Origin of the sequence: Dyella sp. 333MFSha (assembly GCF_900102405.1) — a bacterium.
Classification (GTDB): Bacteria; Pseudomonadota; Gammaproteobacteria; order Xanthomonadales; family Rhodanobacteraceae; genus Luteibacter; species Luteibacter mycovicinus.
In genome coordinates this window covers 1,171,318-1,187,233 of record NZ_FNBR01000002.1, presented here as the reverse complement: position 1 = coordinate 1,187,233, position 15,916 = coordinate 1,171,318, and the positions used below count along the sequence as shown (strand labels likewise).

General features: G+C 62.8%; 7 protein-coding genes. 2 read left to right on the top strand and 5 right to left on the bottom strand.

Annotated elements, in window-relative coordinates:
- Window positions 1–4: 4 nt before the first annotated feature.
- From BLT40_RS12585 to kdpF, 5 genes are all read right to left on the bottom strand, one after another.
- A complete protein-coding gene (locus tag BLT40_RS12585) occupies window positions 5–1,423 on the bottom strand; it encodes an outer membrane beta-barrel protein (protein ID WP_090353552.1) in 1,419 nt (472 codons plus the stop codon).
- Between the two features lie 62 nt (window positions 1,424–1,485).
- On the bottom strand, window positions 1,486–1,677 hold the full coding sequence (locus tag BLT40_RS12580) for a hypothetical protein (RefSeq protein ID WP_090353548.1): 192 nt from the start codon (window positions 1,675–1,677) through the stop codon (window positions 1,486–1,488).
- 16 nt (window positions 1,678–1,693) lie between these two features.
- Window positions 1,694–3,769, bottom strand: a complete 2,076-nt coding sequence (gene kdpB, locus BLT40_RS12575; RefSeq protein WP_036116842.1) for a potassium-transporting ATPase subunit KdpB — start codon at window positions 3,767–3,769, stop codon at window positions 1,694–1,696.
- 3 nt (window positions 3,770–3,772) lie between these two features.
- Window positions 3,773–5,494 carry a potassium-transporting ATPase subunit KdpA gene (gene kdpA, locus BLT40_RS12570; RefSeq protein WP_090353546.1) on the bottom strand — a complete coding sequence of 574 codons (1,722 nt, stop codon included), beginning with the start codon at window positions 5,492–5,494 and terminating at the stop codon, window positions 3,773–3,775.
- Complete coding sequence (gene kdpF / locus BLT40_RS12565; protein WP_079521563.1) at window positions 5,491–5,583, bottom strand: K(+)-transporting ATPase subunit F; 93 nt, start codon at window positions 5,581–5,583, stop codon at window positions 5,491–5,493. The genes kdpA and kdpF overlap by 4 nt, the downstream gene beginning before the upstream one ends.
- A 292-nt stretch (window positions 5,584–5,875) precedes the next feature.
- Between kdpF and BLT40_RS12560 the strand changes: the two genes are divergently transcribed.
- Window positions 5,876–6,274: a hypothetical protein gene (locus BLT40_RS12560; protein WP_143025881.1), complete on the top strand. Its 399-nt coding sequence runs from the start codon at window positions 5,876–5,878 to the stop codon at window positions 6,272–6,274.
- A gap of 135 nt (window positions 6,275–6,409) precedes the next feature.
- Window positions 6,410–15,913: a Tc toxin subunit A-related protein gene (locus BLT40_RS20320; RefSeq protein WP_090353541.1), complete on the top strand. Its 9,504-nt coding sequence runs from the start codon at window positions 6,410–6,412 to the stop codon at window positions 15,911–15,913.
- The last annotated feature ends 3 nt before the right edge of the window (window positions 15,914–15,916 follow it).

Sequence of the window (15,916 nt, the reverse complement as noted above, 5' to 3'; positions counted from 1 at the left end):
ATCCTCAGTAGTGCCAGATCGCATCGACGATCGCGCTGAGCTGGTAGCCCTTGCGGCCACCGTCGTAAGCGTCGACGTCATAGGATTTCTCGTAACGGATTTCGGGGCGGATCTCGACGTCCGGGCTGACCCAGTGGGTCATGCCGAGCGTGTGGGTCGTGTAGCGCGTGGCGTAGCCGGTACGCTGACCTTTCTGGTCGTTGTACCACTCGTTGCGGAACGAGATCATGTTGAGCGGACTGATCGCCACGTTGATGTAGTTGACGATGCCGTACTCGCCCGCCTTGCCCGCCACCGGCGAGGAACCGGCCACGCCGGGCTCGCCACCGGGGCCATAGCCCGCGATGTTGCGGCCGTACATGTAGTACGCCTCGGTGAGGATGTGGACGTCGTCGCTGAAGCGGTGGCCCCAGGTCGTGACGTACATCTGCACGTTGTTGTAGTTGTAGTCGTCGGTGTTGAAGCTGTTGACGCAGGGGTACAACATGTCGTTGTTGTCTTTCGACACCCAGCGCACGCAGGCCTGCAAGGTCGGACGCGACGAGTGGTTCCACACGGCGGTGTCGTTGCCGCCGTTGATACCCAGCTGCACGGTCCACTGCGCGTTGAGCCGTGTGGTCGTCATCACGCCCATCTGCGTATACGGATCCGCCGTGTAAAGCACCGAATGCGTGACGAGGTAGTTGTTGGGCGAAAACTGGGCCTCGATGTCCGGCAGCGACAGATAGCGTCCCACGCGCACGACCATGCCCTCGGCGATATGCGGCAGGTAGAGATCCGCATAGAACAGCATGGGATCGTAGCCGTAGGTCTTGCCCGTCTGCGGCTGATCGGCACGGGGGTTGTTCAGCAACTGATTGCTGAAGACGCCCTTCATGGTGGTGTAGTGATAGTCGTAGCCGTAAAGGTTGTCGAGGTGGAAGCCCCAGTCGATATGGTCGGTCTGCACCGTGTCGGGGATACGCTCGATGCGCAGCAAGGCCTGGTTGAACTCGGCGCGGTTGGGGCGCGTCGCGTACGACAGCGGGTAGTTGGTGTGGGACGAGCTGCTCGCATTGACCGACCCGTTCAGCCAGCCGTAGATCTCGATGCGGTTATCGGTCATCCATTTGCCGAAGCGGTTGCACGCCAGCGCCTTCTCCAGCGGATACCTCGAATTGAGGTTGGGCACGCCGATCGGATAGGCGACACCGCCGAGCTGCCATTCCGCCGAGGGGAACGGCGGTGACGGGAGCGGCGAGGCCATGGCACGGCGTGGCGCCGCCGGTGCATCGGGGTCGGCGGGCTGGGCGTCTTCGCGATAGGCGGCGGCGAAGCGCGAAGCGAAGCCCTGAGAGCAGTCGTCGCTGCCGGAAGCCATCGCACGGGTGACGGGGGCGATGGCGAGACAGGCGGCGAGAAGAGCATAACGAGTGGTGCGCATGGCGTTGTTTACCGATCCCTTCCGGGACCCCTTTTCGGTGAGTAGGAGAGTGGTGCTTTGAATCAGATACCGGCGTAGCCGCCGAGCGCGTAGTCGTCCTCGTCGCGCGTCACGGTCGTCACGACGACGCGCGGTCCGATGACCCTGGCCGGCACGCTGGCGACCGTCGCGGGGACGTCGGGGGCGACGACGCGAACTTCCATGTCGAGGTCGGCGCTGTCTTCGATGAGCACGGTGAGCTTCACGGAATGCATGGGATGACGCCTCTTTTCAGGCCAGTCCGATCAGGACCAGCAACATGTCGATCAGCTTGATGCCGATGAACGGCACGACGATGCCGCCCAGACCGTAGACCAGCAGGTTCCGGCGCAGCAGGGCGGCGGCACCCAGGGCGCGATACGCGACACCCTTCAACGCGAGCGGAATCAGAAAAATGATGATGAGCGCGTTGAAGATCACCGCCGACAGGATCGCGCTCTGCGGTGTGGCCAGGTGCATCACGTTGAGCGCATCGAGTGCGGGATACGTCGTGGCGAATGCCGCGGGGATGATCGCGAAATACTTGGCGATGTCGTTGGAGATCGAGAACGTGGTGAGCGCGCCGCGCGTGATGAGCATCTGCTTGCCGATACCGACCACTTCGATCAGCTTGGTCGGATTCGAATCCAGATCCACCATGTTGCCGGCTTCCTTCGCCGCCTGGGTGCCGCTGTTCATGGCCACGGCGACATCGGCCTGTGCAAGGGCGGGCGCATCGTTGGTGCCGTCGCCACACATCGCCACCAGGCGGTTCTCGGCCTGCATGTCACGGATCAGCTTGAGCTTCGCTTCCGGCGTCGCCTCGGCCAGGAAATCGTCCACGCCCGCTTCGGCGGCGATCGCCGCGGCGGTCAGGGGGTTGTCGCCGGTGACCATCACCGTACGGATGCCCATCTTGCGCATCTCGGCGAAGCGCTCCTTGATACCGTCCTTGACGATATCCTTCAGTTCGACGACGCCGAGCGTGAGCGAGCCGTCCACGACGATCAGCGGTGTGGCGCCGCGACGTGCGACATCCTCGGCCATACGACGCACCAGCGGTGGCATGTGGCTGTCCTGGGTGTCGAGATAGCGTTCCACGGCATCCATCGCACCCTTGCGGATATGCCGCGTGCCCACATCGACGCCGCTCATGCGGGTCTGCGCGGTAAAGGGTACGAAGACGGCGCCGCGATCGGTGGCCGGACGCCCGGCCATCGCGACGAAGCGTGCCGCGAGCGTCACGATGCTGCGGCCTTCCGGAGTCTCGTCCGCCCGCGAGGCGAGCTCGGCGGCTTCAGCCAGTTCGCGCTCCTCGATACCCGGTGCCGGATGGAAGGCGACGGCCTGGCGGTTGCCCAGCGTGATGGTGCCGGTCTTGTCGAGCAGCAGCACGTCGACGTCACCGGCCGCCTCGACGGCGCGACCCGACGTGGCGATGACGTTGGCGCGGATCATGCGGTCCATACCGGCGATACCGATCGCCGACAGCAGGGCACCGATCGTGGTCGGAATCAGGCAGACGAGCAGCGCGATGAGGACCGTGAGGGTGATCGGATGGCCGACACCCGCGGCCTGCACGCTGTAGATCGAGTACGGCAGCAGCGTGGCGCAGGCGAGCAGGAAGATCAGGGTGAACTTGGCCAGCAGGATCGTCAGCGCGATCTCGTTCGGCGTCTTGCGGCGCGATGCGCCTTCCACCATCGAGATCATGCGGTCCAGAAAGCTCTCGCCGGGGTTGCTGGTGATGCGGACCACCAGCCAGTCGGACAGCACCCGGGTGCCTCCGGTCACCGCGCTGCGGTCGCCACCGGATTCCCGGATGACCGGTGCCGATTCGCCGGTAATGGCGCTCTCGTCGACGCTGGCGGCGCCGACCACGACTTCGCCGTCGCCCGGGACGATGTCGCCCGCGTCGACCAGCACGAAGTGGCCGGTGCGCAGTTCGCTCGACGGCGTGAAGACGATGGCGGCATCACGGTCCGCCGAAGCCAGCTTCTTTGCCGCGACATCGCGGCGCGAACCTCGCAGGGCATCGGCCTGTGCCTTGCCGCGGCCTTCGGCCAGGGCTTCGGCGAAGTTCGCGAACAGCAGGGTGAACCACAGCCAGAGCGCGACCCAGAAGATGAAGGTCGTCGGCGCTTCACCGTGTCCTGTCAGCGCCTGGATCCAGAGAAGGCTGGTCAGCACGCTGCAGACGAAGACGACGAACATCACCGGGTTACGGAACTGCAGGCGCGGTGAGAGCTTGCGGAACGCGTCACCGAGGGCGCGTGTCACCAGCGCGCGGTCGAAACCGCGCGGGGCGTTATGGGCTTGGGTAGTCATGGATCAGTGGCCCGTGGCGGACATCAGTTGTTCGGCGATAGGCCCAAGGGCCAGTGCCGGAAGGAAGGTCAGTGCGCCCACGACGATGACGATGCAGGCAAGCAGCGTGATGAACAGCGGCGTGTGCGTGGGCAGTGTCCCGGCGCTCTCGGGGACGTGCTTCTTCGCCGCGAGCGAGCCGGCCATGGCCAGCATCGCGATCGCCAGCGGGAAGCGAGCGAGGAACATGCAGATGCCGAGCAGAACGTTCCAGAACGGCGTGTTCGCCGACAGACCACCGAACGCGCTGCCGTTGTTGTTCGCCGCCGAACTGACCGCGTAGAGCATCTCGCTGAAGCCATGAGCGCCGGGATTGGAGACGCCCGCGACGCCGGCCTTCGACATCACCGCGATGGCGGTGCCGATGACGACCAGCGCGCACGGCAGAAGCACCGCCAGGCTGGCCATCTTCATCTCGTGCGCCTCGATCTTCTTGCCGAGGTATTCCGGTGTGCGTCCCACCATCAGGCCGGCGATGAAGACCGCGACCACGGCGAAGGCAAGCATGCCGTACAGGCCCGAGCCGACACCGCCGAAGATCACCTCGCCCAGCTGCATGAGCCACATGGGTACGAGACCGCCCAGCGGTGTCAGCGAGTCGTGCATGGTATTCACCGCGCCGCAGGACGCGGCCGTGGTGATCGCGGCGAACAGGCCCGAGGCGGCGATACCGAAGCGGGTTTCCTTGCCTTCCATGTTGCCGCCCGCCTGCAGGCTGGAGGCCTGGGCATCGATGGCCAGACCGTGCAGCGCGGGGTTGCCCGCCTGCTCCGCGGCGACCAGACCGACGGTCAGCGGCACGAAAATGAGCAGCATGGTGGCGAGGATCGCCCAGCCCTGGCGGCGATCGCCGACCATGCTGCCGAAGGTGTAGCAAAGTGCCGCCGGAATCAGGAAGATCGAAAGCATCTCGACGAAGTTCGAGAACGGTGTCGGGTTCTCGAACGGGTGCGCGGAGTTGGCGTTGAAGAATCCGCCGCCATTCGTGCCGAGCATCTTGATCGCGATCTGCGAAGCGGCCGGGCCCATCGGCAGCGTCTGCGTGCCCTGCTGCACCGTGGCGACGTCGAGGTAGGGCGCCAGGTTCTGGACCACACCCTGCGATACGAGAAGCAACGCGATGACCAGCGAGAATGGCACCAGCACGTAGAGCGTGGCGCGGGTCATATCGACCCAGAAGTTTCCGACGGCGGACGCGCCCCGGCGACTGAAGCCGCGGATCACCGCGATCAGCACGGCGATACCGGTGGCGGCGGACAGGAAGTTCTGCACGGCCAGGCCGAGCGCCTGGGTGAGGTAACTCATCGTCGACTCACCCGCGTAACCCTGCCAGTTGGTGTTGGTGGCAAAGCTGATCGCGGTATTCATCGCCGAGTCCGGCGACACGGCGCCGAAGTGCTGCGGATTCAGCGGCAACCATGCCTGAGCACGCTGCAACAGATAGACCACGGCAAGACCCGCCACGTTGAACGCGAGCATGGCGATGGCATAGCGGGTCCAGCTCATGTCTTCGCCGGCGCGGATGCCCGAGACGCGATAGAGCGCGCGTTCGATACGACCGCCGAAACGGGTGACCTTGTTCGGTTCGTCGGCGAAGACCAGCGCCATGTACTGGCCGACCGGCTTCACCAGCACCAGCAGGATCGCCAGGAAGAGGCCGATCTGAAAGATGTCGTTAGCGCTCATTCGAACCACTCCGGCTTGAGGAGGGCCACGCAGAGGTAACCGGTCAGCGCCACCGCGATGGCGGTGGCCAGGATGTAAACGAGAGACATAGGGGTTTCCTCAGCGCCGGCCGAGCCGGTCGCAGATCATGAGGAAGCCGATCGTCATGGCCGTGAGCACGATGACGAGAAGGACGTACAGGAGTTCCACGGGTGTGTTCCGTCGAAGAGGACGGTGCGCATTGTTCGCTTTGCGCGATATTTACGGTGTATCGGCCAGCCCCCCGGGCGTAACGTTTGCGTAAAGAAACACACGAGTTGACAGTTGCCAGAGACGAGTTCAAGAATCCATGGGCGCTCCGAGCGCTGAACGGACCCTTGCACTCAGAGGAGCAGGATGCTCATGGACCCGGCATATATCGACACGGTGAAAGCGCTGTGCGGACGAATCTCGATGTCAGCCTTTGACACCGTGTTCCGGCTTCGCGTCGAGCGTGACGTCAAGGCGCCCAAGGACGGCCGTATCTTTCTTCAGGTGGAATACGACACGCCTTGCGCGAACACGGGCGAGCGCCGCGCGTTTCGGGGGCGGAAGTGGTACCTCTCGGACCACATGATCGACGACGAAGTGGTCAAGACCGCCCTGGCCGCCTTCGAGGCCACCATGCGCCACGAGTGCCTCGAGGGCTTCAAGGTCGACGGCGTGACGCTGGTCAATCCGCATGTTCATTTCGAGGAGCTTTTGCGGATTTCATCGAGAGAGGTCTCGCGACCCGATCCGGTCACCGTCGAAGATAGCTAGGTTACGTCGCGGCTTTCGCCGGGTTCGGCCGTATTCGTGCAGGCGGCGCCTACGACGGATGGCCGGTGCCGTGGTACCGAAGGCCAGCGTAGGGTGGATTGGGCGCAACGACGCCCACCGCAAAAGGACTTGCCGATGTCTGCCCCGACTCCCACCGCGACGCCCCGGGCCAATACGTTTTCCGCGGACTACCCGTCTCTGTTCGGAGACCTTTCGGTCGACCAGTGCCTTCCGGACGCGCTACAGAGCAAGCTCGGGCCCTTCGCCTATCTGAAAATGCTGTTCGACGTGGCGAGTTCTCTGGAGAAACGGTTCGACGACGCACCGAAAAGCCCGCTCGAAAGGCGTCGTCCGGACATCCCTGCGTTGCTTCTGGACGAGCCCGCGTTGAAGCGCCGCGTCCCCCGGCTCACGCTGGTCAACGACATCCTTGAAGCCTTGATCGTGGGTACCGCCAAGGCCGATCGAACGAACCGCGCAGCGTGCGCGGACATCCTGGCGGAGGCCAGCTGGCCTCCGACGCTGCCGTTCGACGGTGCCTGGGACAGGATCATGCAGGTCCATTGGTATAAGGATCTCCTGCGCTGGGACACCTTGAGGCAGGTCGATCGCGACTATCCCGGCTTTGCCTGCGGTGCGCCCGCCGCCGTCGGTATGCGCGAGGTGCTGCCGCTGTGCACCCACCTGTCGCCCGCCCAGATACGTAACCTGGTGGTTCCGGAGTCCACGTCGCTTGATGCCGCTCCCGGGGCCACCGATCCCTCTTCCGCCTCACTGCGGACGCGTCTCGGACTCCCGGCCGACGTGTCCGTCGACAGTCTCACGGCGAGCGCCTCATTCCTGAAGGTGACCGGCCTCAACCGCAAGCGGCTTCGGCAGCTCCTTGCGGTCAATGGTGTAGCCGGGGCAGGCGACACCGCCCAGGTGTCCTCCGTGCGGGTGAGTGACGCGGGAAAGCCAGGCGCATCGCCGGATAGCAGTGCGTTCGGTGCAAGCTACCTCAACGACGGCGCCACAGCGCCGCTGCGTCTCGTCCGCGCCGGCAGCGACAGCGGGTCGGCGGTGACGATCGAAGGGCTGACCGCCGCCCATCTCGACCGGGTCTGGCGAATCCTGCGCATTCAGGCAGGCATGGACCTGTCCTTTGCGCACATCGACCGCTTGCTCCAGGCGGCCTTCGGTGCGCAGCAGATCGAAAAAGGGCGGCGTATCGACCTCAACGTCCTTCGCGTGCTGGGTCTCTACGCACACTTGCGCGATAGCCGATCCGTGGATCTCGACGCCTACGCGGCGGTCGTACATGAGATCTCCCCTTATGCCACCGGGCGCGACACCTCGTATTTCGATCGGCTATTCGCGCCGGGACGTGCCCATGCGCCGCCGGTCATGGATGGTGCGCCCTTCGCGATCGAGGCGTCGTCCGCTGAAAGTTCTGCTGCCGCGCCACTGGTGGCAGATGCGACCGTGCGCGCGTTATGCCTGGGGCTGGGTCTTCGTGAAGAGACTGTGCTTCGCTACCTTGGCTGGATCCGGGATGCGCGAGGCGAGCGCGCACCCACCCGCACGCTGGATTTCATCTCCGCCTGCCATCGTCTCGCGTTACTGCCGCGGTGGCTGGGCATAGCCGATGAGAATGAAGCGTCCGCCCTGCTGGAACTCTTCCGGAGCACGCAAGGCACACTCTTTGCGCAGCTGGCTCAGCCGCGGCTGAACACCGAAAAAGGGACCGACGCTCCTGACATCGTCGATGCGATCGTCACGCTGATGAACATGCGGGACTGGTTGCGCGAGCACGAACTGCCTCCCGCACGCCTCTTCGCCGTGCTCGCACCGGGCGCCGCCCGGACCGCGACCATCGATTCCGCGGACCAGGTCGTCACATACCATCGGACCGGCGGAACCACGGGCCTGATTCACAAGACCGACCTGGCGCCCATCTTCGACCGCCTTGCTTTTGCCGTCGATGCGGACGACGAGGACACCGACCCCTTCGTGCTGCTTGCGTCGCTGATTCGACCGGACGGCAGGCTTCAAAAGGCCGCCTTCCTGATGACCGACATGGAGAGCATGCGCGCGACGGTCCACGACCTGCTGGTCGAGGCGCCCTTCCAGCTCACGCGGGAAGATGTGGCGACGGGAACGTACGCCGCCACCCTGGATAGCCTGTTTCCGGAACACTTGCTTGAAGAGGCAGACGCCGAGTCGCGGTTCGACGAAGCCGTCCGGAAAACAACCGACATCCTCTGGGCAGCGCGACGTACCCAGATGGATCGCGCAAGCGATATGCTCGCGGCCATCGTGCCCAGCATCAAGGATGCGAAGCTTCGGGAGTGCGTCGGGCGCTGGATCGCCGTGAGCCAGGAAGACCTGCTCGCGCTATACCTGGAACACGCTGGACGCACACAGATCGGCCGCCTGGCGGGCGCGTTTCGACAACCCGGCGAACTGGTCGCCCTGCTCGGCCTCACCACGGACGATGTGGATGCGGTCGCCGCGCTTCCACGGAAGTTCGGGCTCGATGAGCGAACGGAAGATGGATCCCCGGGCGTCATCGACCTTCGCACGGTCTACCGGCTGACGGAGTGGAACCTCGTCGTGAGCGAAGCGGCACGCCGGGCAGGCAACGCGCCATCCGATACAGCCTCACGGCTGATCGCATGGCTGCGCGGTGACCCGGTCACACTGGAGGCCACCCTCGGTGTACCCAAGGAATTATTGAAACTGGGCAACGCCGCCCCAGCCGACGTGCACGACCTGGCGTGGCTTCTCCGCGTTCTGGCGCTTGCCGATCGATCGGGTATCGCGCCGGGTGCGATCGTCGCCCTGTCGGCCTCGCATGCGGGCAGCAACCCCGCGTGGCTTTCGGCGGTCGCCAATCAACTCATGGCCAACTTCGGTGAAGCCGACCGGGCGACGATGATCGGTCGGCACGACGCATCCCGCCGCGATGCCATGCTTGCCTGGCTACACGTTCATGCGAGGGATGCCGATAACCAGCCATTTGCCGACCGGGATGCGTTAGCCGACTGGCTTTTGACGGACATCTCCGTGGGTCTCGAACCCCAGACGACACGTGTCGATGCGGCGGTAAGCAGCCTTCAGCTATACATCCATCGACTGCTGAGCGGGCTGGAGAGGCGCCTCGATACCGCCAAAGACATGAGGGCGGTTCGGGAAGCCTGGACGACGTACCAGGCGCGTTACGAGGACTGGCGCTCTCGCGAAGAGCGAGCGCTCTACCCCGAGAACTACATCGAGCCGGGCCGCCGGCAACACAAGACGCGTGCTTTCAGCGACCTCGAAACGCAGCTTGCCCAGGGGCAGGCACGTCCCGCCGATATCGAAACGAACCTGCTTTCGTATCTGACGACGTTCGAGCGCGTCAGCAACATTCAGGCCATATCCGGTTATCACGACGGCATAGATCCCGTCAGCAACAAGCTGCACATCATCGGGCAGAGCAACGCAGAACCGCCGGAGTACTTCTGGCGCACCGCGGATATGTCGGTCAAGGCACCGGGTGATCAGTTCTCCATGCTTGCATGGAGTGACTGGCGAGCGATCGATCTTCCACTGGTAGGCGAACTGGTCACGTGCAAATTGCCACCCAGGCCAGACAAGGCGCAACTCGATAAAGCGGCTGCCGACCTGGATGCGAAGCGCGAACGCAAAGGCGAAAGTCAGAAGGCCGAAGAAACTGCAACGAAGAAGGCACTCGCATCGCGAGCCGTCGCAGCCAGGCCTCAGCCCACCAAGGAGGAGATTGACCAGGCTACCGCCGACGAAGCGGCATCCTCTGTTGCCATCGAACAGGCGAATAAGGCAGCCGCGGATTTCTACCAGGCGGAATTCTCATTGAAGGCTGCGCATGCGAGAGCCAACGACCCCCGGGATGAAGTGCCGGTCATTCGTCCGCTGACCATCGACGGGCGCCCTTATGTCGTCTGGGTGGAGCGGGACGTTTCACCCATCGTCTTCGACGATCAGGACCGCGCGAGCGCCTACTACGTCATGAGAGTGTGCTTCTGCTATCAGGAATCGGACGGACACTGGAGCTCGGCAAACAAGCTGCTCGAACTGAACGGGCGGTCTGCCGACGGCAATCGACGAAAGCCCACAAGCGACGACCAGATTAACGGCATGTGCAAGCAACGTCTCAACCTCGTCACCCGTGAGTACCAACCGACGTTGGCCGTCATGGAGAACCGCAAGGGAAAGCGGCGTCGCCATGAGCCCTTGCTGGTGGCACTGCTGCTCGACAGCAAGATGGCGACTTCCGATGTGTTCCTCATCCGCGCCGTCGACGAAGGCGCGGCTTCCCTCGATATGTCGAACAAGGTCGAGCGAGAGCGCCGCACGCAACTGAAGTTAGCCCCGCCGGCAGCATACAGCCCTTATTTCATCGCCGTGCGTGATCTTCTGCTCGTCGACAAGCGACGGCTCGACGCGGATGCCTCGGACAAGCTCGAGCGGAAGCTCGTTTTAAACTGGCAAAAGCTTTTCAGCGACCCTCGCGTCGTACAGCATCCCTATCTTGGAACACGCTATCGCCTCACTTCAGGGAAAGATTCGGAAACCTCGGATGAGGACGTGAGGGAAGCGGTTGCAAAGAAAGCGATCATGCTGGACTCGCAGCCAGCGACGCTGACGGCTGTGCTTTCCGAAGATGGCGAGCGCATGAAAGTCACGGGGACCGTCGACAGCGTGTGGCGGAACCGCGAACGCGTCATCGTCGACGACAGGGATATTCACGGTCGTGAGGATGTCGCGGAAATCCTCGTCGACGAGAGCATGATCGTCACCATTGAGTCGGCGACTGGAAGATTTCCTCATCTCCAATGGGTTAAGGGCGCGCTCTTTCCTGACGGCGATTTCACCGCGATCGGCGCTCGTTCATCTCGCACCTTCGCTGTCCGTTTTACCGCAGACGCTAGACCCGATAGGGCGATTCCTGTCAGCTACCGACTCCTCACGGAGCACGCGACGCCCACAAGGAAGCGCAAGTTCTCGGTAATTCATTCCGGAGAAATTCACGTTCTCGCTGGCGATCTCAGACCTTTTCTTCAACCTTCACCGGCTGACGATCGTGTAAGAGAAGAAATTGACGCGATAGCGGTATATGTTGCCTTTCTCATAAGCAGATCGGCTTGGAAAACGAATGAACTGGGTCCCGGTGTCGGAGACTACGACGAGTTGATCGATTTTGAGCCAGTTCGACTCGATGTAGATTACGAAAACAAGAGGGTTAAGCTTGACACATCGGATTGGATCGGCACGGTGGTCTACGTGAATGTCGGCCACGACTGGGTCCGATATACCGTTAGAGGCATCAAACAGCTATCCAACCAATCCGTCGGTTCCGTTTTCGTTCCGAAAGCCCGCGCCGAGCAGGGAGAAGCGATCAAATACGTCCCTCTGCCGATCACCGCAAAGCTTCAGTCCGGCGCGGTGACGACCACCATATCCGACGACTCGAGTCTATTGGGCGACCTGCAGAATGTGCATCTGGATGCACTCCACGCTTGTGCCGAAGCAGATAAACAGGCGGCCAGAACATGGCTGCCGAAACTCGACCCTTTTACGTGGCGTGTCGACAACCGCTCCTACGATGAGGCGATGGGTCGTCCTGGAGCCGAGCAGGACACCAACGTCGCCGTCGCGCTGAAAGGTTCCGTACCATTCCTCCGGGCGGTTCAGTCGCTGAACCGCGAACAAAAAGAGGCATTGCGCGTAGCCTTCTCCGCATCCCTCTTTCAAACCGTATCGGACGCCGGAGGGGCTGAACTGGGCGCGCGAGCGGTCGAGAATATCGTCCGCTTCGCCATGAGTCATGCCGAGTCGTACGGCAACCTTTACGCTCGTCTGATCGCCGCCTTCGGTAGTGAAGGCACGAGGGGCAACGAGCCTTTCAAGAAAAAGCTGTACATGGAGAAAATGGGCCGAAAGAAGATCGAGGCATATTTCCCCGTCGATCCCGACACCAGAACCTATCCGATCACCCTGTCGCTCGAGGTTCCGGACGATCCCGCCAACGATCCGGAGGGCAAAGCGAGCACGTGGCTCACGCTGAAACGCACGTTTACCCTGGTCGACCGGGCCGAGGAAGCATCGTCGCCGGACGATCGCGTGCCGACCGTCTACATCTGGCACAACACATCGAATGCGCAATATCTGGACCTGGATGAGTCCGGTCGGCCGCCGGTGCGCCTGAACACCTTGTTCGGAAAACCGCTCGTCGGCCGGGCCGCTCGCTCGATGGACGCCGTTCTCTCCTTCGACACGCAGACGCTGCCGGAGCCTGCCCTTCGCAAGGGTGAAAGCGGCGGTTTCGTCGATTTTCGTGGAGCCAACGGACTTTATTTCTGGGAGTTGTTCTTCCATGTCCCCTGGCTGATCGCGTGGAACCTGCGCGAGAAGCGCGAGTACGCAGCGGCGTGGAACTGGTGCAGTCAGTATCTCTTCGACCCCTATCGCGGACAGACGACGAGCGCGACACCCCCTCGCCCGTTCTGGAACAGCATGCCACTCGTGTATCCGATGTCGGTAGCCTCCGATACGGGCGAGGCACCGGAGCTGGCAGGTTACGCGGACCACGTGCATTTCCAGAAAGCCCTACATGCTTTCGCGGTTGGCCTGTGGCTGATGCAGGGCGATGAGCTGTTTCGCAAGCTGACGCCGGAGAGCCTGCAGGAAGCATGGCTGTGCTACCAACGTGCCCTGCGGCTTATCGGTACGCTGGAAGAGCCAGGTGACGCCGCGCCCTGGAGGCCAGTCACGTTACGTTCGCTGGGTGACGCCTTTGTCGCGCCGGTCAACCTGCGTCTTCGGGAGACACGGGATCTCATTCTCAGTCGCTTGTCCAACCTTCGCCACGGCCGGGCGATCGATGGGACGTTGCTACCGTACATCGGCCGCGGTGTGGATGAATCGCTGACGTTTAGCGGTGGCCGGGGTGGCACCGGCGCCATGCAGGACCTCCTGCGAATGAACCAGATTCCTCATCACCGGTTCCGTGATGGGCTGGCTTTCGCGCAGGCCGCCGTGGAGCGGCTGACCGATCTGGGGCGCTACCTTTTCCACATCGCGGAACATGAAGCGGATAACGCGTACGAGGTCGAAAAGCAGACGACCCTGATGGCGGTTTCGGATTTCGATGTGTCACTGCGCAGGCAGGCGATCGTGACGGTCGAGCGCGAAGGTATGACCTTGAAGGCCAGCCGACGGAATGTGGAAAAGCGAGTCAGGCATTACACCGAGCAAATGGGTCGCAGTCCACTCGAAATTCTTGCTTCGACGACCGGGTACAGCGCCGTTGCGATGCTTTACGCGACGAGCGCTCCCCTTCTGGCAAAGGTTCCCCTTAAATCCCTGATGAATGTGCTTGGGATGTCGACGGGCGGTAATAAGTGGGACGCTGCCCCCGAAGCCATCGAAAAAAAGATGGAGACCTTTGCCGAAGCGACCCGCCTCCTGGCCGAGGATTTGCGTACGGAAGCTGCCTATAACCGGCGGGATGACGAATTCAGGCTCGAGATCGAACTGGCGCGAGGTGACCTCGAGATTTTGTCGGCTCAGGAGGCGGAGCAGGCGTCTCGCCTCGCCACGGCCAGAAAGGAACTCGACCAGGCCGTCGCACAGCAAAGTCGCCTACGCACCGAGTTCGCGACACTGACCAGCGGCTTCGCCATCGCCGACACCTATACCTGGATGCTCGGACGCCTCGGCGAACTCTACGCGTCCGCCTACCAGTCCGTATTGAGCCTGTGCCTTTCGGCGGAAGCCAGCTACATGTTCGAGACCGGCGATTTCGGCACGCGCCATGTACGGCTGGATGCGTGGCAGGGTGCGTGGCGGGGCATGTTCGCCGGCGAGGCGCTACAGAACGACCTGCAGGCGATGCAGAGCTCGTACCTGCGAGTACACGAACGACGCCCGCTGATTCACAAAGACATCTCCATCGCCACGCTCGCTGGCGGTGGGCCCAGGACGACACCGGGCAAGGATGCCGCGGGCAGGGATGTTTCGGTGAGGACGTTCGACAACAAACAGCTCGCCGAAGGACTCAGGAAGAACCGCCTGTGGATCCGTTTGAGCCAGAAGGTGTTCGACGAAGATTATCCCGGCCACTACCTGCGGCAGATCAGGCACGTGTCGGTGGAGTTCAAGCTGAAGCCGGACGCGAAGACGCTCACCGAAACGAGCGTCCTCCGTGCGGTTCTCACCCAGCGGGCCAACAACCTGCATGTCAGCCCCGACATGGAAGGCGCGAGATGGCTACGGGGGCCGGGTTCCGAGACCCCGTCCTCGATTCGGCGCAACCTGCGAGCCAACGAGTCCATCCTGATTTCATCCACAAAACCGCGCGTGCACGACGATCCGATGGCGACCGTCGTACTGCGGAATGAATTCATGGACGGCCGATATACGCCCTTCGAAGGTACGGGCGCGGTTTCCGACTGGACGCTGACGCTTCCCGGCGATGAGGCGATGAGGGCGGCCTACGCCGAGGACATAGAGGACATCGTCCTGCGGCTCGACTACTCGGCCGTATGGGGCGGGGGGACCTTCACCTTTCAGGTGAAAGAACTCATGCAGGAGAATACCAAGGCACCGCCGACGACAAGGGTGGTTTCTAGCCATGCGCCTGCCCAACCGGGTGCAGACGCCCGGAGCGAAGCGGGTGTCCGTCGTTTCATCGCGAACCTCGCTATCGCGTGGCGGGCGTTGAAGGCTTCAACTAAAGAGACGCGGGACGAAAAGCTGAAATTGCTTCAGACCTTCTACGTCCTGAGGGACGTCAAGGGCATCGACATAAGCATTGATAACGAGCAGCACAGGCTAGGTCGGACCGCATTGCAATCCGCGGATTGCGTCGTCAGCGACCCGGGAGAGTCGCCGACCGTCACCTATGAGCATCCGTACGATCTTGGCGGCATCAAGGAACAGCTCAAGCTGCGGTGGACACGCAACGGTTACCAGGTTGTCGAACATACCGTGGGAAATTCCCCGGCACAGCCGCCCGGCGAGCCCGGCAGCCCGGAAGCACCTGGCTCGCCACAGACGTCCGATGAGCCCGACGAGCCGCAGGCGCCCGATGTACCGGGGGTTCCGGACGTGCCGGATGTCCCGCCTGTCTCGCCTGTCCCGCCTGTCCCGCCTGTCCCGCCTGTCCCACCTGTCCCCCCTGTCCCGGATGTTCCGGATGTTCCCGATCAGCCCGCTGAGCCAGAGGATACCCAGCGCCCATCGGCCAACCTTTCGTGGCCCCAGCGCAGTGGCGAAGGTGGCGAAGCACCAGACTGGGATACTGCCGAAGAGATCAGTGCAAAAAAGATGATCGAGACGTTCTACGCAATCTGGCCTGGCACCTCCGATGACAAAGCTAAGGCCGAGATCAACGAGCTCTTCGCTCTACAAGACATCGACGACGTCGTATCGGCTTTTCACGACACATCCGTCCTGGCGATCGTCCGATACAGCGCGAGCATCTTCTACCCTGGCACGCCAGAGCGTGTGTTTGCCTTGAAGCTCTTCGTCGACGTCAAGGACGGCAACAGACGCTTCTACAAACGACGCGACCTCTTCCAATTCCAGGCGGGCAAACTCAACTTCGCAATGCGATATTGGGAGCCCAGTTAGCCT

Excerpts from the sequence above, each read along its gene's own strand:
- kdpA (WP_090353546.1), bottom strand. The coding sequence starts at position 5,494 with ATGAGCGCTAACGACATCTTTCAGATCGGCCTCTTCCTGGCGATCCTG.
- kdpB (WP_036116842.1), bottom strand. The coding sequence starts at position 3,769 with ATGACTACCCAAGCCCATAACGCCCCGCGCGGTTTCGACCGCGCGCTG.
- BLT40_RS12585 (WP_090353552.1), bottom strand. The coding sequence starts at position 1,423 with ATGCGCACCACTCGTTATGCTCTTCTCGCCGCCTGTCTCGCCATCGCC.
- BLT40_RS12560 (WP_143025881.1), top strand. The coding sequence starts at position 5,876 with ATGGACCCGGCATATATCGACACGGTGAAAGCGCTGTGCGGACGAATC.
- BLT40_RS12580 (WP_090353548.1), bottom strand. The coding sequence starts at position 1,677 with ATGCATTCCGTGAAGCTCACCGTGCTCATCGAAGACAGCGCCGACCTC.
- BLT40_RS20320 (WP_090353541.1), top strand. The coding sequence starts at position 6,410 with ATGTCTGCCCCGACTCCCACCGCGACGCCCCGGGCCAATACGTTTTCC.
- kdpF (WP_079521563.1), bottom strand. The coding sequence starts at position 5,583 with ATGTCTCTCGTTTACATCCTGGCCACCGCCATCGCGGTGGCGCTGACC.